Consider the following 25,321-nt stretch of genomic DNA (forward strand, 5'->3'; position numbering starts at 1 on the left):
GCGGCCGGGCTCGGGCGTGGCCGCCCGGGGCGTGTCCGTCTCAGACGTTCACACCGAAGTCCTGCGCGATGCCGCGCAGGCCGGAGGCGTAGCCCTGGCCGATGGCGCGGAACTTCCACTCCGCGCCGTGCCGGTACAGCTCACCGAAGACCATGGCGGTCTCGGTGGAGGCGTCCTCGCTCAGGTCGTAGCGGGCGATCTCGGCCCCGCCTGCCTGGTTGACGACGCGGATGAACGCGTTGCGCACCTGGCCGAAGGACTGCTGGCGGTTCTCGGCGTCGTAGATGGAGACCGGGAAGACGATCTTCTCGACGTCGGCGGGGACCGTGGCGAGGTTGATCTTGATCTGCTCGTCGTCGCCCTCGCCCTCACCGGTGAGGTTGTCGCCGGTGTGCTCCACCGAGCCGTCCGGGCTCTTCAGGTTGTTGAAGAAGATGAAGTGCGCGTCGCTGGCGACCTTGCCGCTGCTGTTCAGCAGCAGCGCGCTGGCGTCGAGGTCGAAGTCGGTACCGGTCGTGGTGCGGATGTCCCACCCCAGACCGACGATGACCGCGGTCAGGCCCGGCGCCTCCTTGGTCAGCGATACGTTGCCGCCCTTGCTGAGGCTGACTCCCACGAGTCCTCCATTGGTGTGTCCTGGGGCGGGGTGCCCCGTCGTGCGTCGGATGTCGGATCAACGAGTCGATCCTAGTGACGGGTTCCCGGTCGCCGCAGGCCCGGCGACCGGAGAATCACAGGGCGTCGAGCGCCTTGACGTACTCGTTCAGGTCCCGGGCGTCCGGCAGGGCGTTGACGACGGTCCAGCGCACGACGCCCTCCTTGTCGATGATGAACGTCCCGCGCACGGCGCACCCCTTGTCCTCGTCGAAGACGCCGTACGCGCGCGAGACGTCGCCGTGCGGCCAGAAGTCGCTGAGCAGGGGGTACTCCAGGTCCTCCTGCTCGGCGAAGACGCGCAGGGTGTGGATGGAGTCGTTGGAGACGGCGAGCACCTGGGTGTCGCGCTCGGAGAACTGCGGCAGTTGGTCGCGGACCTCGCACAGCTCGCCGGTGCACACGCCGGTGAAGGCGAACGGGTAGAAGAGCACCACCACGTTCTTCCGCCCGCGGAAGTCGGACAGCCTCACGGTCGCCCCGTGGTTGTCCTTGAGTTCGAATTCGGGGGCCTTGTCGCCGACCTGGATCGCCATCGTCGCGTCCGTCCCTTCGGAGTGGTTCGCTCCGACCACCCTACGCAGGGAGCGCGGCAGGCCGACGGACGGGCCGACGCGTGACGCGACCGGCCCGTCCGGGGTGGTTCACCGCTTGGACTTGGCCGCCTTCGGCGTCGCCAGCCGGCTGCCGCTCCAGTCCTTGCCCACACTGACGCTCTTGGCCGCCGTCAGGCCCGCCGTGGTGGCGGCCTCCGAGATGTCGCTCGGCTCCACGTAGCCCGAACGGCCCGTCTTCGGCGTGAGGAGCAGGATCGCCCCGCCTTCCTCGATGTACGTGGTGGCATCCACCAGCGCATCCGTCAGGTCGCCGTCGTCGTCGCGGAACCACAGCACAACGGCGTCAGCCACGTCGTCGTAGTCCTCGTCGACGAGGTCGCTCTCGATGACGCCCTCGATGGCCTCGCGGAGCTCCTGGTCGACGTCGTCGTCGTAGCCGATCTCCTGGACCACCTGCCCGGGCTGGAACCCCAGCCTGGCGGCAGGGTTCGTCCGCTCCTCCGCGTGGTCCGCGGTCGCGCTCACGGGTTGCCTCCTGATCATGTCTTGGGAATAACTCAGCCACGCGCGTGCGCGAAGCATTGGCCGTAGTCCACACGGGCGGGACGGATCGCGCAAGTACCCGGCCGTGCAGACCGCCGAAACGGTGACGATCCTGGCCGGGTCACCGCAACTCCAGGCACACCATCATGGCCCGAAGTGACGCACGCCACACCTTTGTGCCCCGTTTGGCCCTTTGGGAACCGTCTATGTGTGCGAAGACTCGAATGGACGAGCCCTATGAACACCGTACTGGTCGCGCCCGCGGATTACCTCCCGGTAGAGATGACGCCGACGGCCCCGAGGTGGAGCATGGGGAGCGGCGCAACCCGGGCCGTACCGGCAGGACGGCGGCCCGCCCCACGGCCCTCTGACAGGTAAGGAACAGCGTGGCTTCCGCATCCGATCGCAACCCGATCATCATTGGCGGCCTTCCGAGTCAGGTTCCTGACTTCGATCCCGAGGAAACGCAGGAGTGGCTCGATTCCCTGGACGCCGCGGTCGACGAGCGCGGCCGGGAGCGGGCCCGCTACCTGATGCTGCGACTGATCGAGCGTGCCCGCGCCAAGCGCGTGGCCGTCCCCGAGATGCGCAGCACGGACTACGTCAATACGATCCCGACCCGCGCCGAGCCGTTCTTCCCGGGCAACGAGGAGATCGAGCGCAAGATCCTCAACGCCACCCGCTGGAACGCCGCGGTGATGGTCTCCCGCGCGCAGCGGCCGGGCATCGGGGTCGGCGGCCACATCGCCACCTTCGCCTCCTCCGCCTCGCTGTACGACGTGGGCTTCAACCACTTCTTCCGCGGCAAGGACGAGGGCGACGGCGGCGACCAGGTCTTCTTCCAGGGGCACGCCTCCCCCGGCATCTACGCCCGCGCGTATCTGCTGGACCGGCTGAGCGAGCGGCATCTGGACGGCTTCCGCCAGGAGAAGTCGAAGGCCCCGTACGCGCTGTCGTCGTATCCGCACCCGCGGCTGATGCCGGACTTCTGGGAGTTCCCCACCGTGTCGATGGGGCTCGGCCCGATCGGCGCGATCTACCAGGCGCGGATGAACCGCTACATGCACGCGCGCGGCATCGCGGACACCTCGCGCTCGCACGTGTGGGCGTTCCTCGGCGACGGCGAGATGGACGAGCCGGAGTCGCTGGGCCAGCTGTCCCTCGCCGCGCGGGAGGGCCTGGACAACCTGACCTTCGTCGTCAACTGCAACCTGCAGCGGCTCGACGGCCCGGTGCGCGGCAACGGGAAGATCATCCAGGAGCTGGAGTCGGTCTTCCGGGGCGCCGGCTGGAACGTGATCAAGCTGGTCTGGGACCGCACCTGGGACCCGCTGCTCGCCCAGGACCGCGACGGCGTGCTGGTCAACAAGATGAACACCACGCCGGACGGCCAGTTCCAGACGTACGCCACCGAGTCGGGCGCGTACATCCGCGACCACTTCTTCGGCGACGACCACCGGCTGCGCGCGATGGTCGAGGGCATGACCGACGACCAGATCCTGCACCTGGGGCGCGGCGGCCACGACCACCGCAAGATCTACGCGGCGTACAAGGCGGCGGTCGAGCACAAGGGCCAGCCCACGGTGATCCTCGCGAAGACGGTCAAGGGCTGGACGCTGGGCCCGAACTTCGAGGGCCGCAACGCCACGCACCAGATGAAGAAGCTGACGGTCACCGACCTCAAGCACTTCCGGGACCGACTGCACCTGCCGATCTCCGACAAGGAACTCGAGTCCGGCCCGCCGCCCTACTACCACCCGGGCCCGGACACCGAGGAGATGCAGTACATGCACGACCGCCGCAAGTCGCTCGGCGGGTACGTGCCGACGCGGGTGGTGCGGTCGAAGCCGCTGCGACTGCCCGAGGACAAGACGTACGCGACCGTGAAGAAGGGCTCCGGCCAGCAGTCCATCGCGACGACCATGGCATTCGTCCGTCTCCTCAAGGACCTCATGCGGGACAAGGAGATCGGCAAGCGGTTCGTGCTGATCGCACCGGACGAGTACCGCACGTTCGGCATGGACTCGTTCTTCCCGAGCGCGAAGATCTACAACCCGCTCGGCCAGCAGTACGAGTCCGTGGACCGGGAGCTGCTGCTCGCCTACAAGGAGGCGCCGAACGGCCAGATGCTGCACGACGGCATCTCCGAGGCCGGCTGCACCGCCTCGCTGATCGCCGCGGGATCGGCGTACGCCACCCACGGCGAGCCGCTCATCCCGGTGTACGTCTTCTACTCGATGTTCGGTTTCCAGCGCACCGGCGACCAGTTCTGGCAGATGGCCGACCAGATGGCCCGTGGTTTCGTCCTGGGTGCGACCGCGGGGCGCACGACGCTGACCGGTGAGGGTCTCCAGCACGCGGACGGCCACTCGCAGCTGCTGGCGTCCACGAACCCAGCGTGCGTCGCGTACGACCCGGCGTTCGGGTTCGAGATCGCGCACATCGTGCAGGACGGGCTGCGCCGGATGTACGGCTCCGACGAGCAGCACCCGCACGGCGAGGACGTCTTCTACTACCTGACCGTCTACAACGAGCCGATCCAGCACCCCGCCGAGCCCGAGAACGTGGACGCGGAGGGCATCGTCAAGGGCCTCTACCGCTTCAGCGAGGGCACGGCGGGTTCGTTCCCCGCGCAGATCCTGGCGTCCGGGGTGGCGGTGCCGTGGGCGATCGAGGCGCAGCGGATCCTCGCCGAGGAGTGGGACGTCAGGGCCGACGTCTGGTCGGCCACCTCCTGGAACGAGCTGCGGCGCGAGGCGGTGGACTGCGAGCGGCACAACCTGCTGCACCCGGAGGAGGAGCAGCGCACCCCGTACGTGACGCGGAAGCTCGCGGCGGCGCAGGGGCCGGTGGTGGCGGTCTCCGACTGGATGCGGTCGGTGCCGGACCAGATCGCGCGCTGGGTGCCGGGGACGTACCAGTCGCTGGGCGCGGACGGGTTCGGGTTCGCGGACACGCGGGGGGCGGCGCGGCGGTTCTTCCACATCGACGCGCAGTCGATCGTGGTGGCGGTGCTGACGGAGCTGGCCCGCGAGGGACACGTCGACCGGTCGGTGCTGAAGCAGGCGATCGACCGGTACCAGTTGCTGGACGTGGCCGCGGCGGACCCGGGGGCCGCGGGAGGCGACGCGTAGGGCCCGCGCCCAGGGAGAGGCCCCCGGCGTCCCGCCGGGGGCCTCTCCCATGACGCCGCGTCAGAACATCGAGTAGCCCGACGTGGTCGCTCCCGCCAGCCAGATGACGGCCAGGAGCGTGTCGATGGCGCCCAGGACGAGGGCGACCAGGGCCGGCATCGAGCGGGAGCCCGCCCAGCTGCGGCCCATGGCGAGCCAGCCGCAGACGACCGCCACCGGGCCGAGGATGATCCCCAGCACGAAGAAACCGGCGACCGCGCAGATGGCTCCGATGATCCCGAGCGTCGCGCGATCCGGCCCGGACCGTGACCACGTCCGGCCACGTGTGCGGGGGTCCCTGCGCGTACCGTGTCCGAAGCTCGCCATCATCAACTCCCTGCGAGGGTTGGTTGACAGGTCGGGTACCCCCGCTTCGGCGGTGAATTCACGCCGTACGGACGGCAGGAGGGGGCCGCCGCACGCGCGCCGCCCCCCTTCGGTCCGGCGGCGCGCACGCGGAACGACCCGGTCGCACGGTCCGTCAGATGTGCCCGACGCCCGCGCCCGCCTCCGCGTTCTCACCGCGCTTGGTGAGGAAGGCGACCAGCACCGCCACGGCGGCGACTCCGGCGGCGACCAGGGACGCCAGGCTCATGCCGGAGATGAAGGTGTCGTGGGCGACGTCGGTGATCTTCGCGGCGATCTCCGGCGGGGTGCCTTCGGCCACCGGGGCGCCACCCTTCTGGACGGCCAGCGCCGCCTGCTCCATCTGTTCCGGGGGAAGCTGCGGCAGACCCGCGTCCGCCCAGTTGCCCGGGAGGTCGCCGTCGACCTTGGAGGCCATGACGGCGCCCAGCACCGCCGTACCGAGACTGCCGCCGACCTGCATCGCGGCCTGCTGGAGACCACCGGCGACGCCGGACAGCTCCAGCGGCGCGTTGCCCACGATGACCTCGGTGGCGCCGACCATGACGGGGGCCAGGCCGAGGCCCAGCAGGGCGAACCAGAGCGACATCGCGACGCCGCCGGTGTCCGTGTCGAGCGTCGACATGCCGTACATGGCGAGCGCGGTGAGGGCCATGCCGAAGGCCAGCGGGACACGCGGGCCGACCTTGGTGATCATCGCACCGGCGAGCGGCGAGCCGACGATCATCATGCTGGTGAGCGGCAGCAGGCGCATACCGGCGTCGACCGGGCCCAGACCGCGCACGCCCTGCAGGTAGAAGGTGACGAAGAACAGTCCGCCCATGAAGGCGATGGCCATCAGGACCATCAGCACGACACCCGCGGACAGCGGGACGGAACGGAAGAGGTTCAGCGGGACCAGCGGCTCCTTCACCTTCGTCTCCCAGAAGGCGAAGAGCCCGAAGCCGACCACGGAGCCGATGATGAACGCCCAGGTCGCGAGGTCGCCCCAGCCCCACTCCGGGGCCTTGATGATGGCCCAGACGAGGCAGAACACCGCTGCGGACAGCAGGGCGATGCCGAGCAGGTCGAAGGAGCGCGGCGCGTTCTCCGCGCGGTGGTCGAGCAGGATCCACACGCCGAGCGCGACGGCGAGGACACCGACCGGCACGTTGATGAAGAACACCGACTGCCAGTTGACGTGCTCGACGAGGACACCGCCGAGGATCGGGCCGCCCGCGGTGGAGGCGCCGATGACCATGCCCCAGATGCCGATCGCCATGTTGAGCTTCTCGGCCGGGAAGGTGGCCCGCAGCAGGCCGAGCGCGGCCGGCATCAGCAGTGCGCCGAACAGACCCTGGAAGACGCGGAAGACGATGACCATCGTGATGCCCTCGGACAGCCCGATGGCGGCCGAGGAGGCGGCGAAGCCCGCCACACCGATGAGGAAGGTCTGCCGGTGGCCGAACCGGTCGCCGAGCTTGCCCGCGGTGATCAGGGAGACCGCCAGGGCGAGGAAGTACGCGTTGGTGATCCACTGGAGATCGGACCAGGTGGCGTCCAGATCGTCACCGATGGCCGGGTTCGCGATGGCCACGATGGTGCCGTCGAGGGCCACCATCATGACGCCCACGGCAACGGTGAAGAGGGTGAACCAGGGGTGCCCGCGCAGCCCCTTGCCCGGGGCCCCGCCCGACGGGGCGTCCGGCGTGCCGTCCCCCGGCCCCGTTGTGTCGATGGTGGTCTGACTAGTCATGCGTTCGACATTAATGACAGCCGCTGACAGTTGACAAACCAATTCACCAGTCGGTCACTGACACGACATGCGCGTATAGCCTGAACTGGGGAAACAGTTCGAGGAGGAACCATGGAGACGGTCGGGACCGTCGTGGGCGCGCCGCCGCGGCCGGGTCTGCGGGAGCGCAAGAAGCAGCGCACACGGGACTCACTGGTCCGGGCCGCGCTGGAGCTGTTCGCCGCGCGCGGGTACGAGGGGACGACCGTCGACGACATCGCCGCGGCCGTCGACGTCTCGCAGCGCACCTTCTTCCGCTACTTCGCGAGCAAGGAGGAGGTGGCGTTCTTCGTCCCCCGGCTCGCGGAGTCACGCGTCGTCGAGGCCGCACGCGGACGCCCGCCGGGCGAGGCGCCGTTGGAGGCGCTGCGCCGGGCCGTGCTGGACAGCTGGGACGACATCACCGAGGCCGTCGAACAACTCGTCCCCCTGGAACTGCACATGCGCGTCTACCGGGTGATCGAGTCGACGCCCGCCCTGCTCGCCGCCCATCTGCGCCGCGCGACGGAGCTGGAGGAGGAGCTGGCGCGCATCGTCGCCGAGCGCGAGGGACTCGACGCGGACGCCGACCCCCGGCCGAGGATCCTGGTGGCCGCGTTCGGCGGGGTGGTCCGCGTGGCGGAGCGGCGCTGGTCCGCGGGGAACGACTTCAGCGCGGCGGCCATGCGGGGCCTGATGACGGTCTGTCTGGACCATGTGGGACCGGCGCTCGCGGAGAACTGGCGTACGGATCGATCCCCGGATCGACACCGCGAAACGTGATCCCGATCACTTGACCCACGCGAGACACGCCCGTTCTCCTAGTGTGTCCTTTCAGTGACTTCCTTCGACACCTCCCCGCAACCGAACGTCCGGCGCGCGCTGCTCGCGCTCGCCGTCGTCTTCGTGATGCTGGCGACCACGGGCTGGACCACACTGCGCCACCAGCGCCGTCCCGCTCCGCTCCAGGCGTCGCTCAGCGCCTGGGAGAACGGTCGGCTGGCCGGTCACCGGCTGCCGGACCCGCAGTCGGCGCCCGCCCGGCTGGCCCGCTTCTTCGCCTCGCTCACCGAGGGGCAGCGTGCCGACCTCGCCCGTCGCTATCCGCTCGCGGTCGGCAACATGAACGGCGCGCCGGTCCAGCTGCGCTACCGCGCCAACCGCATCGCGCTGGGGCAGGCCCGCAAGGTCGAGATGGAACGCGTGCACGACAGCCGTCTCACCCCCTCCGGCAAGCGGCAGGCCGCCCGCAGGCTGGACCGCTTCGAGGCGCTGATGCGGCCGGGCCGGCGCGTCCTCGCCTTCGACCCGGCGGGCTCCGGCCGGGTCGCCGAGGTCTTCGGCGACCTGCGCGGGGCCGAGCGGATCTCGGTCGTCGTCCCCGGCGTCGGCACCGACCTGCTCACCTTCCAGCGCACCCGGCGCAAGCACTCGGCCCCCGTCGGCATGGCGAGGTCCCTGTACGCGGCCGAACGCGACGCCGCCCCCTCGACCCGTACCGCCGTGATCGCCTGGGCCGACTACACCGCCCCCAGCGGGCTCGGCATGGACGCGGCCACGGCGATGCGCGCGGAGGACGGCGCGCTGCGGCTGGACGCGCTGGTGCGCGGACTGCCCGGGATCGCCCCGGTCTCGCTGTTCTGCCACAGCTACGGTTCCGTGGTGTGCGGCGTCGCCGCCCACCGGCTGCCGGAGCGGGTGACCGACATCGCGGTGGCCGGAAGCCCCGGCATGCGGGTGGAGAAGGCGTCCCAGCTGCGCACCACCGCCCGGGTGTGGGCGATGCGGGACGCCGACGACTGGATCCAGGACGTGCCGTATCTGGAGCTCGGCGGTCTGGGGCACGGGGCCGACCCGGTGGCGGCGGAATTCGGTGCGCGGGTGCTGTCGGCACGGGAGGCGAAGGGGCACGCCGGGTACTTCGAACCGGGCACGGACAGTCTGCGGAACTTCGCCGGGATCGGTGTTGGCGCATACCGCGCGGTGTCCTGTGCGGACGAGGAGAACGCCTGCCGGGCGGGTCTGTCCGGTACGACCACTACCGGACGCGCGTAGAGGCGGAGATACTGCGGTATGCGTGGGGAAGGGACGGAGAAGCTCGTGCCGCATACGATGAGCCGCATGGGTGACGTACTGGCCGGATTTCATGCCGCCTGGGAGTTCGGGTCCGACTCCGTGCTCATCCGTTACGAACGGGGCATCCGGACACCCAAGTTGTTCCAGGCGCTCGGGCAGCGGCGTGTTCCGCTGGAGGCGATCGAGGGGGTGACCCTCACGCCCGGGAGGCGCGGCACCGTGGTCCTGCGGATCGAGCTCCGGCCCGGAGCCGACCCGCTGCTGGAGGCCGCCTCCGGCCAGCTGAAGGAGAGCAGCGACCCCTACCGACTGGTGCTGCCCGCCGAACGCGAGACGCTCGCCGAGTACTACGCCGACGAACTGCGCGCGCAGCTCACCGAGTCCGGGCCCGCCGAACGCCACCTGGTGGCCGCCCCCGAGGTGCCGCTGCAGTTCAAGGCGTACGACGGGAAGGCGGCCTTCGACGGTACGGCGGTGTCGTTCCGGTGGTTCTGGACGGGGGCGTCGTCGGCGAAGTGGAAGGCCGGTGACCAGCGGTTCCCGGTGGGCGAGTTGAGCGGGGTGGAGTGGCGGTCCCCGGAGGTGTTCGAGGGGCATCTGCGGTTGCTGCGGCGGGACGCGGGGGCTCCGCCGGCGCAGGCCGACCAGGATCCGGCCGCCGTGGTGTTCGGCCTGGGGTACGGGCCCGTGCACGAGTCGCTGCCGTTCGCGGCGGCCGTGCTGGCGGCGGTGCGCGACTGCGCGCCGGTGCCGGCGATGTCCACGGCGCGGGCGCGCCGTGACCCCGCGGACATCGCCGAGCGGATCCGGCATCTCGGGGAGCTGCACCAGGCGGGGCTGGTGACGGACGAGGAGTTCTCCTCGAAGAAGGCGGAGTTGCTCGCGGAGCTCTAGCGTTCGCCGGGGGCGGTCCGTCCTCGGCTGCGGGCCGTTCGCGGCCGGCCGCGCCCACGCGGCGGAGCCGCACGTCGGTACGGCCCCGCGCCCCTGACAGGGTTTCCCCTACTCCCTTCCGGCGGAGGTGAAGGACATGTCCGCGTAGCGGGTGCCGGTCACCTTGGCCGCGATGGGCTCCAGCAGGGCCAGCTCCTCGTCGGTCAGGGTGATGTGCGTCGCCGCCGTGTTCTCCTCCACCCGGGCCGGCTTGCGGGTTCCCGGGATGGGGACGACCGGGAGGCGGTGGACCTCCGACCGCTGGTGGACCCAGGCCAGGGCGATCTGGCCCGGGGTGGCGTCGTGGGACCGGGCGACCGTGCGGACCGGCTCCAGGAGGGCCGCGTTGGCCGCCGCGTTGTCGCCGGTGAAGCGGGGCATCTGACGGCGGAAGTCGTCGGCCGTCAGGTCCTGGTCGGCGTCGGCGAAGGAGCCGGTCAAAAAGCCGCGGCCGAGCGGCGAGTACGGCACCAGGGTCACGCCCAGTTCGCGCGCGGCCGGTACGACCCTCGCCTCGATGTCCCGGCTGAACAGCGACCACTCCGACTGCACGGCGGCGATCGGGTGCACGCCGTGCGCGGCGCGCAGTTCACCGGCCGTGACCTCGCTCAGCCCCAGCTGCTTGACCTTGCCCTCGCGCACCAGCTCGGCCATGACGCCGACGGTCTCCTCGATCGGCACGTTCACGTCGCGCCGGTGCATGTAGTAGAGGTCGATCACGTCGACGTCCAGGCGCTTCAGGCTCGCCTCGACGGCCTCGCGGATGTACGGCGCGTCGTTGCGGATGATCCGCCGGGTCGGGTCGTCCGGCGGGATCGACAGGGCGAACTTGGTGGCGATGACCACCTCGTCCCGGTGGGCCTTGAGGAACGGGGCGAGGAACCGCTCGTTGTCGCCCGCGCCGTACGCGTCCGCCGTGTCGTAGAGCGTGACGCCGAGTTCCAGGGCCCGCTCCAGGGTCGCCCGGGAGGCGTCCGCGTCCACGGGGCCGTAGGCGAAGCTCATGCCCATGCAGCCGAGGCCCTGCACGCCCACCGGGGGGCCGTCCTCGCCCAGTGGGGCCGTGCCGATCCTGTTCCTGCCGATGTCGGTCATCGTGTCCTCTCCGACGCCAGGGCGCGCCCGGCGTCCGCGTAGAAACCGATCTTCCGGTCGAGCACGGCGAGCGTGCCCTGGAGTTCGGCGATCCGGGACAGCACGTCCTCGCGGGTCCGCTGGAGCAGTTCGAAACGCTCGGTGTAGGTGTGGTCGCCCGCGCGGACCAGTTCCGCGTACCGCACCATGTCCGCGACCGGCATCCCGGTCAGGCGGAGCTTGCCGACGAGGGCGAGCCAGTCGAGGTCGCGGTTGCTGTAGCGCCGCTGCCCGGTGTGGGAGCGGTCGATGTGCGGCATCAGCCCGATGCGCTCGTACCAGCGCAGGGTGTGCGCCGTCAGCCCGGTGAGGGCGACGACCTCGCTGATCGTGTACCTGTCCTCGCCGTCCGGCCGGCGGTCTCCCTGCGGTGGTCCGGCGCAGGTGTCGGCGCTGGCACCCGTCGTCTCCGTCTCCGTCTCCGTCACCGTCATGGCCTCCACGCTAGAACGCTGGAGTGCGCTCCAGGCAAGCGACGCCCGGGGAAATGGGCGGGACGTGGAGGCAGGTGGCCGATTGGCGTGCGGTCATGACCTCTGTACGCCGTGCGACGCCCAAGGACGCGGAGGAAGTGCTGCGCCTGCGCCAGGTGATGATCGGCTCGATGCCCCGGTCCGACCCGTCCACGGCCTGGCACGCCGGGTCGCTGCCCGTGCTGTGCGACAGGCCGGCCGAGCCGAAGTGCCCTGTGGGCAAGCGCCCGCGGCGTGACGCCGGCGGGAGGACGGGCGGGCCGGCCGAGTGCGGTGCCGGTCACCGGCCCCCCTCACCGGCGCGGGTCCGGTGACCGCTTAGGCTCGACGGCATGTCGCTGAAGAGCCTCGCGCTGATCGAGAACTGGCCGGTTCCCACCGCCGCGGCGGGTGTCGTACGGGCGGACGGCACCGTCCCGGGCACGCACGGCCCGACCGGGCACCGCTTCCCGCTGGCCTCGGTCACCAAGCCGCTCGCGGCGTACGCGGTGCTCGTGGCGTACGAGGAGGGCGCGATCGAGCTGGACGAGCCGGCCGGCCCGGAGGGCTCGACGGTCCGGCACCTGCTCGCGCACACCTCGGGGCTGGCCTTCGACGAGCACCGGACGACCTCGGCGCCGGGCGAGCGGCGCCTGTACTCCAACGCGGGGTTCGAGCAGCTCGGCGACCACGTCGCGAAGGCGACGGAGATCCCGTTCGCGGAGTACCTGCGGCAGGCGGTGCTGGAGCCGCTCGGCATGACGTCGACCTCGCTGGCGGGCTCCCCGGCGAAGGACGCCGTCTCCACCGTGGACGACCTGCTGCGGTTCGCCGCCGAGGTGCAGGCCCCGCGCCTCCTCGACCCCCGCACGGTCGCCGCGGCGATGACGGTCCAGTACCCCGGCGCCAAGGGCGTCCTGCCGGGCTACGGACACCAGAACCCCAACGACTGGGGCCTCGGCTTCGAGATCCGGAACTCCAAGTCCCCGCACTGGACGGGTTCCTCGTCCTCGCCGCGCGCCTTCGGCCACTTCGGTCAGTCGGGCACGTTCCTGTGGATCGACCCCGACGCGGGCGCGGCCTGCGTGGCCCTGACGGACCGCGCCTTCGGCCCCTGGGCGGTCGAGGCGTGGCCGCCGTTCACCGACGCGGTGCTGGCGGAGCTGCGCGGCTGAGTCCCGCGCACCGGCCGGCGGCCCCCCACGGCCACCGGCCGGCTCCGGCTCCCCGTGCCGGTCACCCACCCGTCGGCGGCTGGTCCTACGCGGGGAGGGCCCACAGGACCCAGTACGGGTCGTCCCAGTCGCAGTAGTAGTTCACGTACCCGTGGGCGAGGACGTACTGCCCGTCGTCCACGCACGCGAGTTTGTCCCTCCAGCCGGAGATCTCTACGTAACCCCAGGGGTTGGTGCCGGCGGCGGACGCCGGGGCCGCGGTCAGCGGAATGGTGACCAGCGCGGTGCCGATCGCGGCAGCGGCGATACGAGAACGCCACGACTTCATACATCTCTCCCAACAGACGGATCCGGAGCGGGCCTTGTCCTGCCTTGCCGTGCCGACCGCCGGCCCCTGAGCGGTCTGCAAGGGGGAAGACGTGGATCCACGACGGGACGTTCGAAACGCCCGCGAAAAATTCGGTGAACGCGCGCCGACACCGGAACGCGGACCGCCGCGGGCGCGGCCTGCGCGGCCGGACCTGTCGGCAGGGCTCACGGAAGCGTGTCGTCCGTGTCCGTATGCCGTCACGATGCCGTACGGGCGGGAGCCCCGGCGGTCTCCCTGCCGATCGAGGCCCCGCTGCCCGACGGGACGACCTTCCTCGACATCGACGACAACCCCTTGGTCACGCACCGGAACGCCGACCGCCAGACCACCGGGAAGACCATGTTCCAGGCCGCCGGCGGCAACCGGCCTCACGCACCGGCCGGGCACTCGAGCCACACCGTCTTGCCCCGCCCGTCGGGGCGGACGGCGACACCCCACCGGTCGGTGACCACGTCCACGATCACCAGCCCTCGCCCGCTCTCGCCGAGCCCTCCGCCGACGGCCGGCGCGGGCAGCCCAGGACAGTCCGTCCGCGACCTCCACCGGAGCGCTCCCGGCGGAGCCGGGCTCACGCGGCGCGCATCTCCCACAGCAGGAGTTCCGCCGGCGCGTTCACGGCGACCGCCTCGACGTCCTCGGCGTCCGTGAGGCGGGCCGCGTCGCCCGGAGTCAGGGTCTCGCCGTCCAGGGTCACCTCACCGCGCACCACATGGACGTACACGTACGCCCCGTCCGGCACCGCCGTCCGCTCCCCCGCGCCGAGCCGCCGCACATGGAGCATCGCGCCCGCCTCCGGGAGGGCGTACGGGGTGGAGTCCGCCATGCCGCGGACGACCTCGTAGGACGGGTCGCCGCCGGGCTCCAGCGGGGCCAGCCACATCTGGAGGAAGGTCAGAGGACGGTCGCCCGCGTTGCGCTCCACGTGGCGGACGCCCGACGCGGCGCTCAGGCGCTGCACGTCGCCGGGGCGGATCACCGTCTCCTCGCCCGTGGAGTCGCGGTGGGTCAGCTCGCCCTCCACCACCCAGGTCACGATCTCGGTGTGGCGGTGCGGGTGCTCGTCGAAGCCGGCGCCGGGGGCGAGGCGCTCCTCGTTGCAGGCGATCACCGCGCCGAAGCGGAGGTTGTCCGGGTCGTAGTGGGGGCCGAAGGAGAAGGCGTGCCAGGTCTCGATCCCGGCCGCCGGATCACCGCCCCGGTAGCGCTCCCGCGCCCGCCGTACGTCCATCACACGGTCCACCGTAGACCCGGCGACACGCTCGGCCGTACCGATGAGGCAGTCTTGTCCCCGTGCCCGAACCCGAAACCAGTACCCACCGAGCCGCAGCGCGCCCCGCCCATCCGCACACCGCGACGTTGAAGCGGCTGGAGAAGTCGTCCGGCAGCCTCGCCGCGCAGGCGATCACGCGGATGGACGAGACGCTGTCCTGGTACCGGGCCATGCCGCCGGAGAACCGTTCCTGGATCGGTCTGGTCGCGCAGGCGGGCATCGCCGCGTTCACCGAGTGGTTCCGGCGCCCGGACGCCCCGCAGGCCATCTCCACCGATGTCTTCGGCACCGCGCCGCGCGAGCTGACCCGGGCGATCACGCTGCGGCAGACCGTGGAGATGGTGCGCACCACCATCGAGGTCATGGAGTCCGCCATCGACGAGGTGGCGGCGCCCGGCGACGAGAGCGTGCTGCGCGAGGCGCTGCTGGTGTACGCGCGGGAGATCGCCTTCGCCACGGCCCAGGTGTACGCCCAGGCCGCCGAGGCACGGGGTGCCTGGGACGCCCGGCTGGAGTCCCTGGTGGTGAACGCGGTGCTCAGCGGCGAGGCCGACGAGGGGGCCGTGTCGCGGGCCGCCGCCCTGGGGTGGAGCTCGCCCGATCATGTGTGCGTGGTGCTGGGCACCGCGCCCGACGGGGACTCCGAGCTGACCGTGGAGGCCATCCGGCGCGCCGCCCGGCACGCCAAGCTCCAGGTGCTGACCGGGGTGCTCGGCGACCGACTGGTGGTGATCGCGGGCGGCAGCGACAACCCGTTGGCCGTCGCGAAGTCGCTGATCGGGCCGTACGCGGCGGGGCCGGTGGTGGCGGGCCCGGTGGTGCCGGACCTGCTGGCCGCGACCCGGTCGGCGCAGGCCGCCGCGGCGGGCCTCAAGGCGTGTTCCGCCTGGCAGGACGCCCCGCGCCCGGTGCTGGCGGACGATCTGCTGCCGGAGCGGGCGATGGCCGGGGACCCCTCGGCCCGCGAGCAGTTGGTGGAGGAGATCTACAGACCGCTGGAGGAGGCCGGGGCCGCGCTGCTGGAGACGCTCAGTGTCTATCTCGAGCAGGCGAGCAGCCTCGAAGGCGCGGCGCGGATGCTGTTCGTTCACCCCAACACCGTTCGTTACCGGCTCCGACGTGTGACTGACGTCACCGGATGGTCACCCTCCGATGTACGCTCTGCGTTCACGCTGCGGATCGCGCTGATCCTGGGGCGCCTGGCCGACGGCGATCTCCATCCCTAGCCTTTTGTCGGGGCCCCACAAAACCGCCTCCTGTTCTTCGTCCTTGTCCTCACGGGCGGCCGTGGCCGTCCCCAAGAGAGAGTGTGAGAGTGCTCGTACTCGTCGCTCCTGGCCAGGGTGCCCAGACTCCCGGCTTTCTGACTGAATGGCTCGACCTCCCCGGTGCCGGGGAGCGCGTCGCCGCATGGTCCGACGCCATCGGACTCGACCTCGTCCACTACGGCACGAAGGCCGACGCGGACGCGATCCGCGACACGGCCGTCGCCCAGCCGCTGCTGGTCGCGGCCGGGCTGCTGTCCGCCTCCGCGCTCGGTGACGTGGCACCCGGTGCCGTCGCCGGCCACAGCGTCGGCGAGATCACCGCCGCCGCCCTCGCCGGTGTCCTGGACGACACCGCCGCACTCTCCCTGGTCCGCAAGCGGGGTCTGGCCATGGCCGACGCCGCCGCGATCACCGAGACCGGCATGGCGGCACTGCTCGGCGGCGACCCCGACACCACCGTGGCGCACCTGGAGAAGCTGGGTCTGACCCCGGCGAACATCAACGGAGCGGGCCAGATCGTCGCGGCCGGCACCAAGGAGCAGCTCGCCGCGCTGGAGGCGGACAAGCCCGAGGGGGTGCGCCGGGTCGTCATGCTGCAGGTCGCCGGCGCCTTCCACACCCGCCACATGGGGCCCGCGGTCGACACGCTGGCGAAGGCCGCCGAGGCCCTGACGCCGGGCGACCCGAAGGTCACCTACGTGTCGAACAAGGACGGCAGGCCGGTCGCGACCGGCGCCGAGGTGCTCCAGCGCCTGGTCGGCCAGGTCGCCAACCCGGTCCGCTGGGACCTGTGCATGGAGACCTTCCAGGAGCTCGGCGTCACCGCCCTCCTGGAGGTCTGCCCCGGCGGTACCCTGACCGGCCTCGCCAAGCGCGCCCTGCCCGGTGTGAGGACGCTGGCCCTGAAGACCCCCGCCGACCTCGACGCGGCCCGCGAGCTCGTCGCCGAGCACGCCTGACGCCCCCAAGGAGCCGACCCGCATGGCGAAGATCAAGCCCAGCAAGGGCGCCCCGTACGCCCGCATCCTCGGCGTGGGCGGCTACCGGCCCACCCGGGTCGTGCCGAACGAGGTGATCCTGGAGACGATCGACTCGTCCGACGAGTGGATCCGCTCGCGCTCCGGCATCGAGACCCGGCACTGGGCGTCCGCCGAGGAGACCGTCGCCGCGATGTCCGTCGAGGCGTCCGGCAAGGCGATCGCGGACGCCGGGATCGACGCCTCGCGGATCGGCGCCGTGGTCGTCTCGACCGTCTCGCACTTCAGCCAGACCCCGGCCGTCGCGACCGAGATCGCCGACAGGCTGGGCACGGACAAGGCCGCCGCCTTCGACATCTCGGCCGGCTGCGCGGGCTTCGGCTACGGCCTGACGCTGGCCAAGGGCATGGTGGTGGAAGGTTCCGCCGAGTACGTGCTCGTCATCGGCGTGGAGCGGCTGAGCGACCTGACCGACCTGGAGGACCGGGCCACCGCCTTCCTGTTCGGTGACGGCGCGGGCGCGGTCGTGGTCGGCCCGTCCCAGGAGCCGGCGATCGGCCCGACCGTCTGGGGCTCCGAGGGCGACAAGTCCGAGACGATCAAGCAGACGGTCCCGTGGGACCGCTTCAGGACCGGCGACGTCTCCGGGCTGCCCCTCGACAGCGCGGGCAACGTCAAGTTCCCCGCGATCACGCAGGAGGGCCAGGCGGTGTTCCGCTGGGCCGTGTTCGAGATGGCGAAGGTCGCCCAGCAGGCGCTGGACGCGGCCGGGATCACCGCGGACGAACTGGACGTCTTCATCCCGCACCAGGCCAACGTGCGGATCATCGACTCGATGGTGAAGACCCTGAAACTGCCGGAGCACGTCACGGTCGCCCGTGACATCCGCACCACCGGCAACACCTCGGCCGCCTCGATCCCGCTCGCGATGGAGCGGCTCCTGGCGACCGGTGAGGCGAAGAGCGGCGACACCGCGCTCGTCATCGGCTTCGGGGCGGGTCTCGTCTACGCCGCTACGGTCGTTACCCTCCCCTAGGCACTCCGTGCCGGATCATGCGTCCGGCACGCGAGGAACCACCGTCCCATCCCCTGGAATCACAACGAAGGAGCGCCACCATGGCCGCCACTCAGGAAGAGATCGTCGCCGGTCTCGCGGAGATCGTGAACGAGATCGCCGGCATCCCGGTTGAGGACGTCCAGCTGGACAAGTCCTTCACCGACGACCTGGACGTCGACTCGCTGTCCATGGTCGAGGTCGTCGTCGCCGCCGAAGAGCGCTTCGACGTCAAGATCCCGGACGACGACGTCAAGAACCTCAAGACGGTCGGCGACGCGACCGACTACATCCTCAAGCACCAGGCCTGAGCCCTGCCGGGCCTTCCGTCGGCACGGGAGGCCCGGGGGCCGGGGTTCCCGGCCCCGCCACCCGGCGGTGGCGCCGTACGAATCCTCGTAGATCCGTTGGAGAGAGCATTCCGATGAGCCCGACCAATCGCACCGTGGTCGTCACCGGTATCGGCGCAACCACACCGCTGGGTGGCGACGCGGCCTCGACCTGGGAGGGCCTGGTCGCCGGACGTTCCGGTGTCAAGCCCCTCACCGAGGAGTGGGCCGCCGAGCAGGCGGTCCGCATCGCGGCCCGGGTGGCCGTGGAACCCACCGAGGTCATCCCCCGGCCGCAGGCCCGCCGCCTGGACCGCTCGGCGCAGTTCGCGCTGATCGCGGCCAAGGAGGCGTGGGCCGACGCCGGCTTCGAAGCCAAGGCCGGCGAGGACCCGAACGTCGACCCCGAACGGCTGGGCGCGGTCATCGCCTCCGGCATCGGCGGTGTGACGACCCTGCTGGACCAGCACGACGTGCTGAAGGAGAAGGGCGTACGCCGGGTCTCCCCGCACACCGTCCCCATGCTGATGCCGAACAGCCCGTCCGCGAACGTGGGTCTCGCGGTGGGCGCCCGCGCCGGTGTGCACACCCCGGTCTCCGCGTGCGCGTCGGGCGCCGAGGCCATCGGCTACGCCATCGAGATGATCCGCACCGGCCGCGCCGACGTCGTCGTCGCGGGCGGCACGGAGGCGGCGATCCACCCGCTGCCGATCGCCGCGTTCGGCAACATGATGGCGATGTCCAAGAACAACGACGACCCCGAGGGCGCGTCGCGCCCCTACGACGTGGCCCGTGACGGCTTCGTCATGGGCGAGGGCGCGGGCGTGGTCGTCCTGGAGTCCGCCGAGCACGCCGCCGCGCGGGGCGCCCGCGTGTACGCGGAGGCGGTCGGCCAGGGCATCTCGGCCGACGCGCACGACATCGTACAGCCGGAGCCGGAGGGGCGTGGCATCTCGCAGGCCCTGCGGAACCTGCTGGAGCGGACGGACCTCGACCCGGCGGAGATCGTGCACGTCAACGCGCACGCGACGTCCACGCCGGCCGGTGACATCGCGGAGCTGAAGGCTCTGCGGAAGGTGTTCGGTGACGAGGCGGACCACTTCGCGGTCTCCGCGACGAAGTCGATGACGGGTCATCTGCTGGGCGGGGCGGGCGGGGTGGAGTCGGTGGCCACCGTGCTCGCGCTGTACCACCGGGTGGCTCCGCCGACCATCAACGTCGAGAACCTCGACCCCGAGGCGGAGGCGAACGCGGACGTGGTGCGCGGTGAGGCGCGGAAGCTGCCCGTGGACGGGCGGATCGCCGCGCTGAACGACTCGTTCGGGTTCGGTGGGCACAACGTGGTGCTGGCGTTCCGGTCCGTGTGACCCGGGTCGGTTTGAAGGGCCCTCACCCCTGGCGGGGTGGGGGCCCTTCGCCGTGCGGCGCTGCGGGGGTGTGCCGGGTGTTTCTTCGCCCCCGCCGCCCTTGCCCTTCCCGTCCTCGAGGGGCTTCGCCCCTTTGATCCCGAGCGGTCGGGTGCGGGTTCGTCACGGCTTGTCGCGCCCGCGCGGCGGGGCCGCATGTCGGTACAGCCCGCGCCCCCGGGGCGCCGTGCCTCTCGGTGTTCTCTAGACCACCTGGTGGAGCCAGCGGACCGGGGCGCCTTCTCCCGCGTAGCGGAAGGGCTCCAGTTCGTCGTCCCAGGGCTTGCCGAGGAGCTTGGCGATCTCCGACTCGAGGTCGGTCTCCTCGGTCCGGGAGCGGACCAGGGCGGCGCGCAGACGGTCCTCGGGGACGAGGATGTCGCCGTGGATGCCGGTGACGGCGTGGAAGATGCCCAGGTCGGGGGTGCAGCTGTAGCGCTCGCCCTCGGCGGTGGGGCAGGGCTCGGAGGTGACCTCGAAGCGCAGCATCTGCCAGCCGCGCAGCGCGGAGGCGAGCTTGGAGGCGGTGCCTGCCTGGCCCTGCCAGGAGAACTCCGAGCGCCAGGTGCCGGGGGCGGCGGGCTGGCGGATCCAGTCCAGGCTGACGCGCGTGCCGAGCACCCCGGCGATGGCCCACTCGACGTGCGGGCACAACGCGCGCGGCGCGGAGTGCACGTACAGAACTCCACGGGTCGTCACCGGAACCTCCGGGCTGAGCGGGTCGTCTTGGAACGGACGGAACGGCCGCGGCCCGGGCGGACCACGTTGATGGCGAGGCTACCGTGCGACGGCGCAAGGAGTGTGACGTACCGTCGGTCCCGGTGCCGGGAAACGTGCGTCATTCACCCGGCAGGACGCCTGTACGGGCGGGGCGGGAACCCCCGTGCGTTGTCATGTGCGGGGACCGAAGGACCACGACACACCGGGAGGCGACGGATGGAGCAGGGGACACGGAGGCGCGGGCGCCCTTCACGGGCCGTGCTCGCCGTGGTGACGGCCGCCACACTGGGCATGGCAGGCTGCGGCGCCGTCGGCGGCGGCTCCCCCGCCCCGTCCGGCACGGCGGCGCAGCAGGGGCGGCCGTCCCCGAAGCCCACGCCCGTGTGGGACACCGGTCCGGACTCGGTCGCCGCCGTGGGGGACTCCATCACGCGCGGCTTCAACGCGTGCGCGGTGCTGACGGACTGCCCCGAGGTGTCGTGGGCGACGGGCGACAGCGAGCAGGTCGACAGCCTCGCCGTACGGCTGCTGGGGCGGGCTGGGGCGGCCGAGCGGAGCTGGAACCACTCGGTGACCGGGGCCCGGATGGCGGATCTGCCGGGGCAGATGGAGCGGGCGGTGCGGCAAGGTCCGGAGCTGGTGGCGGTGATGGCCGGGGCGAACGACGCCTGCCGGGAGACCACGTCGGCGATGACGCCGGTGGCGGACTTCCGTGCCGACTTCGAGGAGGCGATGCGCACGCTGCGCCGGGCGCTGCCCAAGGCGCAGGTGTACGTGGCGAGCGTGCCGGATCTGAAGCGGCTCTGGTCGCAGGGGCGCACCAGTCCGCTGGGCAGGCAGGTGTGGAAGCTGGGCATCTGCCCGTCGATGCTGGGCGACGCGGACGCCGTGGACGCGGCGGCGACGCTGCGGCGCGAGACGGTGCAGAAACGGGTGGAGGACTACAACGAGGTGCTGGAGGAGGTCTGCGCCGAGGACCCCCGCTGCCGCTTCGACGGCGGAGCGGTGTACGAGTACCGGTTCGGCACCGAGCAGCTGAGCCACTGGGACTGGTTCCACCCCAGTGTGAACGGGCAGGCCGAGCTGGCCGGGATCGCGTACCGGACGGTCACGGCGAAGCAGCCGTGACTTATTGTTTCGCACATGAACGAACTCTTCGGCACACTTTCCGACGGCACGCCGGTGCACCGCTGGACCCTGGAGCGGGCGGGCGTACGGGTGCGGGTCCTGTCCTACGGCGGGATCGTGCAGGACGTCGAGGTGCCGGACCGGGACGGACGGACCGGGAACGTGGTGCTGGGGTTCTCCGACCTGGACGGCTACCTCCGGCATCCGGAGCCCTTCCTGGGCGCCCTGATCGGCCGGTACGCCAACCGGATCGCGGGCGCCCGCTTCTCCCTGGAGGGGCGCGACCACACGCTCGCCGCGAACAACGGGCCGAACTCGCTGCACGGCGGTGAGCGGGGCTTCGACAAGCGGGTGTGGGACGTCAGCCCGGTCGAGCACGGTCTGCGGCTGTCCCTGGTCAGCCCGGACGGCGAGGAGGGCTTCCCGGGGCGCCTCGAGGTCTCGGTGACGTACACGCTGGACGAGCGGGGCGCGCTGGGGATCGCGTACGAGGCGGTGACGGACGCGCCGACGCACGTGAACCTGACGAACCACTCGTACTGGAACCTGGCCGGCTCGGGCAGCGCGGCCGGGCACGAGCTGCGGCTCGCCGCCTCCCGCTACACCCCCTCCGACGCGGACCTGATCCCGAGCGGTGAGCTCGCCGACGTCCGCGGCACCCGCTTCGACTTCCGCGAGGCCCGCAAGGCCGGCACCGGGTACGACGACAACTTCGCGCTCGACAAGGGGGTGACGGCGACCGCCGAGGAGGTCGCCGAGCTGTACGACCCGACGTCGGGCCGGGTGCTGACGGTGGCGACCACCGAGCCCGGGATGCAGCTGTACACCGCGGACCACATCGGGGAGCCCTTCGCCCCCGGCGACGGCATCGCGCTGGAGACCCAGCACTTCCCCGACTCCCCGAACCGCCCGGAGTTCCCGAGCACGGTCCTGAAGCCGGGCGAGGTGTTCCGCTCCGAGACGGTGTACGGCTTCGGGGTGCGGTAGCCGGAGCGGCGCGGGACGCCGCGCACATGAGCCCCGGTCCGGGGTCAGGGTCCCGGGCCGGGGCTGCTCATGTGGGTGTTTCCCGGATCAGACGTTAATCGCTGTGGCGGGATCGCGGTCCCCGATCAGCATGCCCGCTCGAATCTCGTACGAAGCCTTCACATATGACCCCGTTGGGGTGGGCTGGGGCGGGGTGGGGTCGCGCTGCCCGGTGCGCTCCACGGGGTGCGGACGACCCGTGGCGTGGGCCACCCCGCTCACGCGATACTGCGGGCTCCGGCATCCCCGTACCCCACGACGACGGAAGGCCTCACCCCCTTGAGATCCGTACGTGTTCGCATCGGTGTTCTCGGTCTGGTCCTGCTGACCGGTCTCGCCGCCCCCACGACCGCGACCGCCGCCGGGACGGCGCCCTCCCCCACCGTCGAGGAGCGCCGCCTGGAGGGGGCCGTCCCGCAGGAGGTACTGCGCCGCTCCGGATTCGCGGACGCGACACCGGACTTCGCCCGCGCGCTGGACCGCGCGCGCTCCTACGCGCAGGCCCGCCGTGCCGTCGTGCGCGAGGGGACGCGGCTGTGGCGCAGGGCCGTCGACCGGGCGCAGGGGCGCGGTCCGGCGGGCGGCGACCTCAGCCGGGACGACGACCGGCCGCTGTACTGGGCGCGGCTCGGGATGACCCGTGAACTGCGTACCTGGGAGCCCGGGTTCCGGCTGGGCGAGGAGCGACGGGCGCGGCTGCTCGACGAGCTGGAGCGGACCTCGCGCGGACAGACCGCGATCCGCTACCCGCGGCACGCCAAGGGCGTGAAGCGGATCCTGGTGACCGGTTTCGACCCGTTCACCCTGGACCGGGACATCCGCATCTCCAACCCGTCCGGCGCCGTGGCGCTCGCCCTGGACGGCACGGTGATCGAGACCGCGGACGGCCCGGCGCGCGTCGAGGCGGCCGTGTTCCCGGTGCGCTGGCGGGACTTCGCGGAGGGGACGGTGGAGCGGGCGCTGCGGCCGCATCTGCCGGAGGTCGACCTGTTCACCACCGTCAGCCAGGGCCGGGCGGGCCGCTTCGACGTCGAGCGGACCAACGGGGCCTGGCGGGGCGGCTTCGGGGACAACGAGAACATCGGCCGCACGGGGACGATCCCGGTCGCCGACCCGGCCTCGCAGCCCCAGTGGACGTCCACGACGCTGCCGTACGCGCGGATCGTCGCCGCGGGCACCGGACGGTTCCCGGTGTACGACAACACGAGCGTGACCGAGATCCCGGCGGGCGGCGCCGAGCCGGTCGTCCGGCCGCAGGGGCCGACGCCCGGCTCGACGGCGCGGGCCGGGGGCGGCGGGGACTACCTGTCCAACGAGATCGCCTACCGGGCGACGCTGCTGCGGGACCGGCTCGGGCTGCACGAGGAGCTGCCGGGCGGGCACGTGCACACGCCCGTCCTGCGGTTCGGCGCCGGGAACACCACCGAGGTCACCGACCCCGAGTTCGTGCGGAACCGGCTGGACATCATCGAGCAGACGCGGTCGATCGTGACCGTGGCGGTCAGCGCGACGGAGCGAACGCGAGACTGACGCCGAGGCCGGCCAGGACGGATCCGATGACCTTGTTGAGGACCTTCTGGCCGCGCAGCATCAGGGTGCGCATCCGGTCGTGGGAGAAGAACACCGCGACGACGCCGAACCACAGCAGGTGGGCCAGCGACATGAACAGGCCGTAGCCCGCCTGCGTCAGGACCGGGGTGCCGGGGCTGACGACCTGCGCGAAGGTCGAGACGACGAAGAGGGTCGTCTTCGGGTTGAGGACATTGGTCAGGAAGCCGGTGCGCAGCGCCGCGAACGGGGTCAGCTCCGTCCTGTTCTCCAGGTCGACGGTGACCTCGCCACGGGTGCGGAAGGTGCGGACGCCGATGTACACGAGGTAGGCCGCGCCGGCCAGCTTGATCACCGTGAAGAGGAAGGCGGAGGAGGCGATCAGCAGGCCGACGCCGAGCATCGTGTAGGTGACGTGGACGAGGACGCCGACGGCGACGCCGAGGGCGCCGAGCAGGCCGGTGCGGCGGCCGTGGAGGTAGCTGTTGCGGACCACCATGGCGAAGTCGGCGCCCGGCGCGATCACGGCCAGGACGGTGATGACGGCGACCGCGAGCACCTCGGTCATGAGCGGACGTCCTCCTCCTTCCCGGGCTCCTCGGCGTCCTCCCCGGCGGTCTCCTCACCGAGCAGGTCACGGGCCATCAGCGTGGCGCCGGCGACCGCGCCGGGCATCAGGAACACGGCGACGAACGGGACCAGGAAGGCCAGTCCCAGGGGTGTGCCGAAGCCCCAGACGAGGGTCTTGCGGGAGCGCAGCAGGCGGAGCCGCTCGCGCAGTTCGACCCCGCGCCGCTGGAGGGCTACGGCGGTGAGCTCCTCGGTGAGGAAGAACCCGGTGACGAAGAACCCGATCACCGGTACGACGGTCTGCCCCACCACCGGGATGAACCCGAGCGCGAACAGCAGCACGCCCCACACCAGGGCCCGTACGACGATGCGGAGGCTGTCGCGGGCCGAGATCCACAGCTCCCGCCACAGCGGCAGCCCCGACTCGGGCGCGGTGCCGTCGGGCGAGACGTCCCGGTCGACCTTCTCGGAGAGGTTCTCGTAGAACGGCTGCCCGATGAGCAGGGTCGCCGCGGTGAAGGTGAGCACGGACAGCAGCAGACCGAGCGCGAACAGCACGGCGGTGAGGAAGCCGCGGAACAGCCCGGCCCAGGGGCTGGACCAGTCGTCGGCGAACGGCGTCGCCCACGTGACGAAGTCCTCGCCCCACAGCGCCAGCGCCACCAGCGCCGCCGCGTACAGCACCAGGGTGATCAGCCCCGGCAGCAGCCCGAACCCGAACTGCTTGCCGTGCCGGGCCACCCATCGCTGGCCCTTCAGGAGATACCGGAAACCCGCCCCAAGATCGCGCATGGGGGAGACCTTATCGGGGCCCCGTCCCCCGGCACGGGTGAGGGCCG

25 protein-coding genes and 1 pseudogene are annotated in these 25,321 nt (G+C 71.7%); 14 read left to right on the forward strand and 12 right to left on the reverse strand.

Annotated features, from left to right (window positions below; genetic code table 11):
• Nucleotides 1-40 precede the first annotated feature (40 nt).
• From ACZ8ZB_RS10625 to ACZ8ZB_RS10635, 3 genes are all read right to left on the reverse strand, one after another.
• Nucleotides 41-616, reverse strand: coding sequence for a calcium homeostasis/redox stress adaptation protein (locus ACZ8ZB_RS10625; RefSeq protein ID WP_470737459.1), 576 nt, complete (start codon nucleotides 614-616; stop codon nucleotides 41-43).
• A 115-nt stretch (nucleotides 617-731) separates the two neighbouring features.
• Nucleotides 732-1,190, reverse strand: a complete 459-nt coding sequence (locus ACZ8ZB_RS10630; RefSeq protein ID WP_470737460.1) for a peroxiredoxin — start codon at nucleotides 1,188-1,190, stop codon at nucleotides 732-734.
• A gap of 108 nt (nucleotides 1,191-1,298) precedes the next feature.
• Nucleotides 1,299-1,736, reverse strand: coding sequence for a DUF3052 domain-containing protein (locus ACZ8ZB_RS10635; protein ID WP_030218400.1), 438 nt, complete (start codon nucleotides 1,734-1,736; stop codon nucleotides 1,299-1,301).
• Between the two features lie 404 nt (nucleotides 1,737-2,140).
• Between ACZ8ZB_RS10635 and aceE the strand changes: the two genes are divergently transcribed.
• The gene (gene aceE, locus ACZ8ZB_RS10640; protein ID WP_470737461.1) at nucleotides 2,141-4,888 is read left to right on the forward strand and encodes a pyruvate dehydrogenase (acetyl-transferring), homodimeric type; all 2,748 of its coding nucleotides are present in this window, start codon (nucleotides 2,141-2,143) and stop codon (nucleotides 4,886-4,888) included.
• A gap of 60 nt (nucleotides 4,889-4,948) precedes the next feature.
• On the opposite strand, the gene ACZ8ZB_RS10645 is transcribed toward aceE, so the two are convergent.
• Together ACZ8ZB_RS10645 and ACZ8ZB_RS10650 are read right to left on the reverse strand one after the other, a co-directional pair.
• Nucleotides 4,949-5,257, reverse strand: coding sequence for a small hydrophobic protein (locus tag ACZ8ZB_RS10645; protein WP_470737462.1), 309 nt, complete (start codon nucleotides 5,255-5,257; stop codon nucleotides 4,949-4,951).
• Between the two features lie 151 nt (nucleotides 5,258-5,408).
• Nucleotides 5,409-7,028, reverse strand: a complete 1,620-nt coding sequence (locus ACZ8ZB_RS10650) for an MFS transporter (protein ID WP_470737463.1) — start codon at nucleotides 7,026-7,028, stop codon at nucleotides 5,409-5,411.
• 111 nt (nucleotides 7,029-7,139) lie between these two features.
• Between ACZ8ZB_RS10650 and ACZ8ZB_RS10655 the strand changes: the two genes are divergently transcribed.
• The 3 genes from ACZ8ZB_RS10655 to ACZ8ZB_RS10665 all read left to right on the forward strand — a co-directional run bounded on the left by ACZ8ZB_RS10655 (nucleotide 7,140) and on the right by ACZ8ZB_RS10665 (nucleotide 10,016).
• Nucleotides 7,140-7,829 (forward strand): TetR family transcriptional regulator, encoded by a 690-nt coding sequence (locus ACZ8ZB_RS10655; protein WP_470737464.1) that lies wholly within the window; start codon nucleotides 7,140-7,142, stop codon nucleotides 7,827-7,829.
• A gap of 54 nt (nucleotides 7,830-7,883) precedes the next feature.
• Nucleotides 7,884-9,101 (forward strand): alpha/beta hydrolase, encoded by a 1,218-nt coding sequence (locus ACZ8ZB_RS10660; protein ID WP_470737465.1) that lies wholly within the window; start codon nucleotides 7,884-7,886, stop codon nucleotides 9,099-9,101.
• 66 nt (nucleotides 9,102-9,167) lie between these two features.
• The gene (locus ACZ8ZB_RS10665; protein ID WP_470737466.1) at nucleotides 9,168-10,016 is read left to right on the forward strand and encodes a DUF4429 domain-containing protein; all 849 of its coding nucleotides are present in this window, start codon (nucleotides 9,168-9,170) and stop codon (nucleotides 10,014-10,016) included.
• Between the two features lie 108 nt (nucleotides 10,017-10,124).
• Here ACZ8ZB_RS10665 and ACZ8ZB_RS10670 read toward each other — a convergent pair whose 3' ends face one another.
• Nucleotides 10,125-11,150, reverse strand: coding sequence for an aldo/keto reductase (locus ACZ8ZB_RS10670; protein ID WP_470737467.1), 1,026 nt, complete (start codon nucleotides 11,148-11,150; stop codon nucleotides 10,125-10,127).
• The gene (locus ACZ8ZB_RS10675; protein WP_470737468.1) at nucleotides 11,147-11,623 is read right to left on the reverse strand and encodes a MerR family transcriptional regulator; all 477 of its coding nucleotides are present in this window, start codon (nucleotides 11,621-11,623) and stop codon (nucleotides 11,147-11,149) included. Before ACZ8ZB_RS10675 ends, ACZ8ZB_RS10670 begins: the two co-directional genes overlap by 4 nt.
• Nucleotides 11,624-11,718: 95 nt before the next feature.
• On the opposite strand from ACZ8ZB_RS10675, the pseudogene ACZ8ZB_RS10680 reads away from it, so the two are divergent.
• Nucleotides 11,719-11,868 (forward strand): annotated as a pseudogene (locus tag ACZ8ZB_RS10680) (GNAT family N-acetyltransferase); the annotation flags it as partial.
• 126 nt (nucleotides 11,869-11,994) lie between these two features.
• Nucleotides 11,995-12,816, forward strand: a complete 822-nt coding sequence (locus ACZ8ZB_RS10685) for a serine hydrolase domain-containing protein (protein ID WP_470737469.1) — start codon at nucleotides 11,995-11,997, stop codon at nucleotides 12,814-12,816.
• An 85-nt stretch (nucleotides 12,817-12,901) separates the two neighbouring features.
• On the opposite strand, the gene ACZ8ZB_RS10690 is transcribed toward ACZ8ZB_RS10685, so the two are convergent.
• Nucleotides 12,902-13,144, reverse strand: coding sequence for a hypothetical protein (locus ACZ8ZB_RS10690; protein ID WP_470737470.1), 243 nt, complete (start codon nucleotides 13,142-13,144; stop codon nucleotides 12,902-12,904).
• Nucleotides 13,145-13,754: 610 nt separating this feature from the next.
• Nucleotides 13,755-14,414 carry a pirin family protein gene (locus ACZ8ZB_RS10695; RefSeq protein ID WP_470741460.1) on the reverse strand — a complete coding sequence of 220 codons (660 nt, stop codon included), beginning with the start codon at nucleotides 14,412-14,414 and terminating at the stop codon, nucleotides 13,755-13,757.
• 62 nt (nucleotides 14,415-14,476) lie between these two features.
• Between ACZ8ZB_RS10695 and fasR the strand changes: the two genes are divergently transcribed.
• From fasR to fabF, 5 genes are all read left to right on the forward strand, one after another.
• A complete protein-coding gene (gene fasR / locus ACZ8ZB_RS10700; protein WP_470737471.1) occupies nucleotides 14,477-15,682 on the forward strand; it encodes a fatty acid biosynthesis transcriptional regulator FasR in 1,206 nt (401 codons plus the stop codon).
• 89 nt (nucleotides 15,683-15,771) lie between these two features.
• Complete coding sequence (locus tag ACZ8ZB_RS10705) at nucleotides 15,772-16,683, forward strand: ACP S-malonyltransferase (RefSeq protein WP_470737472.1); 912 nt, start codon at nucleotides 15,772-15,774, stop codon at nucleotides 16,681-16,683.
• Nucleotides 16,684-16,705: 22 nt separating this feature from the next.
• Nucleotides 16,706-17,737, forward strand: coding sequence for a beta-ketoacyl-ACP synthase 3 (locus ACZ8ZB_RS10710; RefSeq protein ID WP_470737473.1), 1,032 nt, complete (start codon nucleotides 16,706-16,708; stop codon nucleotides 17,735-17,737).
• An 80-nt stretch (nucleotides 17,738-17,817) separates the two neighbouring features.
• Nucleotides 17,818-18,066 carry an acyl carrier protein gene (locus ACZ8ZB_RS10715; RefSeq protein ID WP_004931691.1) on the forward strand — a complete coding sequence of 83 codons (249 nt, stop codon included), beginning with the start codon at nucleotides 17,818-17,820 and terminating at the stop codon, nucleotides 18,064-18,066.
• Between the two features lie 113 nt (nucleotides 18,067-18,179).
• Nucleotides 18,180-19,451 (forward strand): beta-ketoacyl-ACP synthase II, encoded by a 1,272-nt coding sequence (gene fabF / locus ACZ8ZB_RS10720; RefSeq protein ID WP_470737474.1) that lies wholly within the window; start codon nucleotides 18,180-18,182, stop codon nucleotides 19,449-19,451.
• A gap of 243 nt (nucleotides 19,452-19,694) precedes the next feature.
• Here fabF and ACZ8ZB_RS10725 read toward each other — a convergent pair whose 3' ends face one another.
• Nucleotides 19,695-20,189: a DUF3145 domain-containing protein gene (locus tag ACZ8ZB_RS10725; protein ID WP_371238322.1), complete on the reverse strand. Its 495-nt coding sequence runs from the start codon at nucleotides 20,187-20,189 to the stop codon at nucleotides 19,695-19,697.
• Nucleotides 20,190-20,426: 237 nt separating this feature from the next.
• Here ACZ8ZB_RS10725 and ACZ8ZB_RS10730 point away from each other — a divergent pair, with 237 nt between their 5' ends.
• The 3 genes from ACZ8ZB_RS10730 (at nucleotide 20,427) to ACZ8ZB_RS10740 (ending at nucleotide 23,894) form a co-directional block, all read left to right on the forward strand.
• Nucleotides 20,427-21,338 (forward strand): SGNH/GDSL hydrolase family protein, encoded by a 912-nt coding sequence (locus tag ACZ8ZB_RS10730; protein WP_470737475.1) that lies wholly within the window; start codon nucleotides 20,427-20,429, stop codon nucleotides 21,336-21,338.
• 15 nt (nucleotides 21,339-21,353) lie between these two features.
• Entirely contained in the window at nucleotides 21,354-22,325 is a 972-nt protein-coding gene (locus tag ACZ8ZB_RS10735) for an aldose epimerase family protein (RefSeq protein ID WP_470737476.1), read from the forward strand.
• A 318-nt stretch (nucleotides 22,326-22,643) separates the two neighbouring features.
• On the forward strand, nucleotides 22,644-23,894 hold the full coding sequence (locus tag ACZ8ZB_RS10740) for a pyroglutamyl-peptidase I (RefSeq protein ID WP_470737477.1): 1,251 nt from the start codon (nucleotides 22,644-22,646) through the stop codon (nucleotides 23,892-23,894).
• Here the strand turns inward: ACZ8ZB_RS10740 and ACZ8ZB_RS10745 are convergent.
• The gene (locus ACZ8ZB_RS10745) at nucleotides 23,866-24,480 is read right to left on the reverse strand and encodes a LysE family translocator (protein WP_470737478.1); all 615 of its coding nucleotides are present in this window, start codon (nucleotides 24,478-24,480) and stop codon (nucleotides 23,866-23,868) included. The genes ACZ8ZB_RS10740 and ACZ8ZB_RS10745 overlap by 29 nt on opposite strands.
• Nucleotides 24,477-25,274 (reverse strand): EI24 domain-containing protein, encoded by a 798-nt coding sequence (locus ACZ8ZB_RS10750; protein WP_470737479.1) that lies wholly within the window; start codon nucleotides 25,272-25,274, stop codon nucleotides 24,477-24,479. The genes ACZ8ZB_RS10745 and ACZ8ZB_RS10750 overlap by 4 nt, the downstream gene beginning before the upstream one ends.
• Nucleotides 25,275-25,321 lie beyond the last annotated feature (47 nt).

The sequence above is a fragment of the Streptomyces sp. 12E genome, from assembly GCF_055633275.1.

Excerpts from the sequence above, each read along its gene's own strand:
- ACZ8ZB_RS10735 (WP_470737476.1), top strand. The coding sequence starts at position 21,354 with ATGAACGAACTCTTCGGCACACTTTCCGACGGCACGCCGGTGCACCGC.
- ACZ8ZB_RS10710 (WP_470737473.1), top strand. The coding sequence starts at position 16,706 with ATGGCGAAGATCAAGCCCAGCAAGGGCGCCCCGTACGCCCGCATCCTC.
- ACZ8ZB_RS10695 (WP_470741460.1), bottom strand. The coding sequence starts at position 14,414 with ATGGACGTACGGCGGGCGCGGGAGCGCTACCGGGGCGGTGATCCGGCG.
- ACZ8ZB_RS10670 (WP_470737467.1), bottom strand. The coding sequence starts at position 11,150 with ATGACCGACATCGGCAGGAACAGGATCGGCACGGCCCCACTGGGCGAG.
- ACZ8ZB_RS10690 (WP_470737470.1), bottom strand. The coding sequence starts at position 13,144 with ATGAAGTCGTGGCGTTCTCGTATCGCCGCTGCCGCGATCGGCACCGCG.
- ACZ8ZB_RS10665 (WP_470737466.1), top strand. The coding sequence starts at position 9,168 with ATGGGTGACGTACTGGCCGGATTTCATGCCGCCTGGGAGTTCGGGTCC.
- ACZ8ZB_RS10630 (WP_470737460.1), bottom strand. The coding sequence starts at position 1,190 with ATGGCGATCCAGGTCGGCGACAAGGCCCCCGAATTCGAACTCAAGGAC.
- ACZ8ZB_RS10685 (WP_470737469.1), top strand. The coding sequence starts at position 11,995 with ATGTCGCTGAAGAGCCTCGCGCTGATCGAGAACTGGCCGGTTCCCACC.
- ACZ8ZB_RS10655 (WP_470737464.1), top strand. The coding sequence starts at position 7,140 with ATGGAGACGGTCGGGACCGTCGTGGGCGCGCCGCCGCGGCCGGGTCTG.
- ACZ8ZB_RS10745 (WP_470737478.1), bottom strand. The coding sequence starts at position 24,480 with ATGACCGAGGTGCTCGCGGTCGCCGTCATCACCGTCCTGGCCGTGATC.
- ACZ8ZB_RS10645 (WP_470737462.1), bottom strand. The coding sequence starts at position 5,257 with ATGATGGCGAGCTTCGGACACGGTACGCGCAGGGACCCCCGCACACGT.
- fabF (WP_470737474.1), top strand. The coding sequence starts at position 18,180 with ATGAGCCCGACCAATCGCACCGTGGTCGTCACCGGTATCGGCGCAACC.
- ACZ8ZB_RS10750 (WP_470737479.1), bottom strand. The coding sequence starts at position 25,274 with ATGCGCGATCTTGGGGCGGGTTTCCGGTATCTCCTGAAGGGCCAGCGA.
- ACZ8ZB_RS10730 (WP_470737475.1), top strand. The coding sequence starts at position 20,427 with ATGGAGCAGGGGACACGGAGGCGCGGGCGCCCTTCACGGGCCGTGCTC.
- ACZ8ZB_RS10675 (WP_470737468.1), bottom strand. The coding sequence starts at position 11,623 with ATGACGGTGACGGAGACGGAGACGGAGACGACGGGTGCCAGCGCCGAC.
- ACZ8ZB_RS10715 (WP_004931691.1), top strand. The coding sequence starts at position 17,818 with ATGGCCGCCACTCAGGAAGAGATCGTCGCCGGTCTCGCGGAGATCGTG.
- ACZ8ZB_RS10650 (WP_470737463.1), bottom strand. The coding sequence starts at position 7,028 with ATGACTAGTCAGACCACCATCGACACAACGGGGCCGGGGGACGGCACG.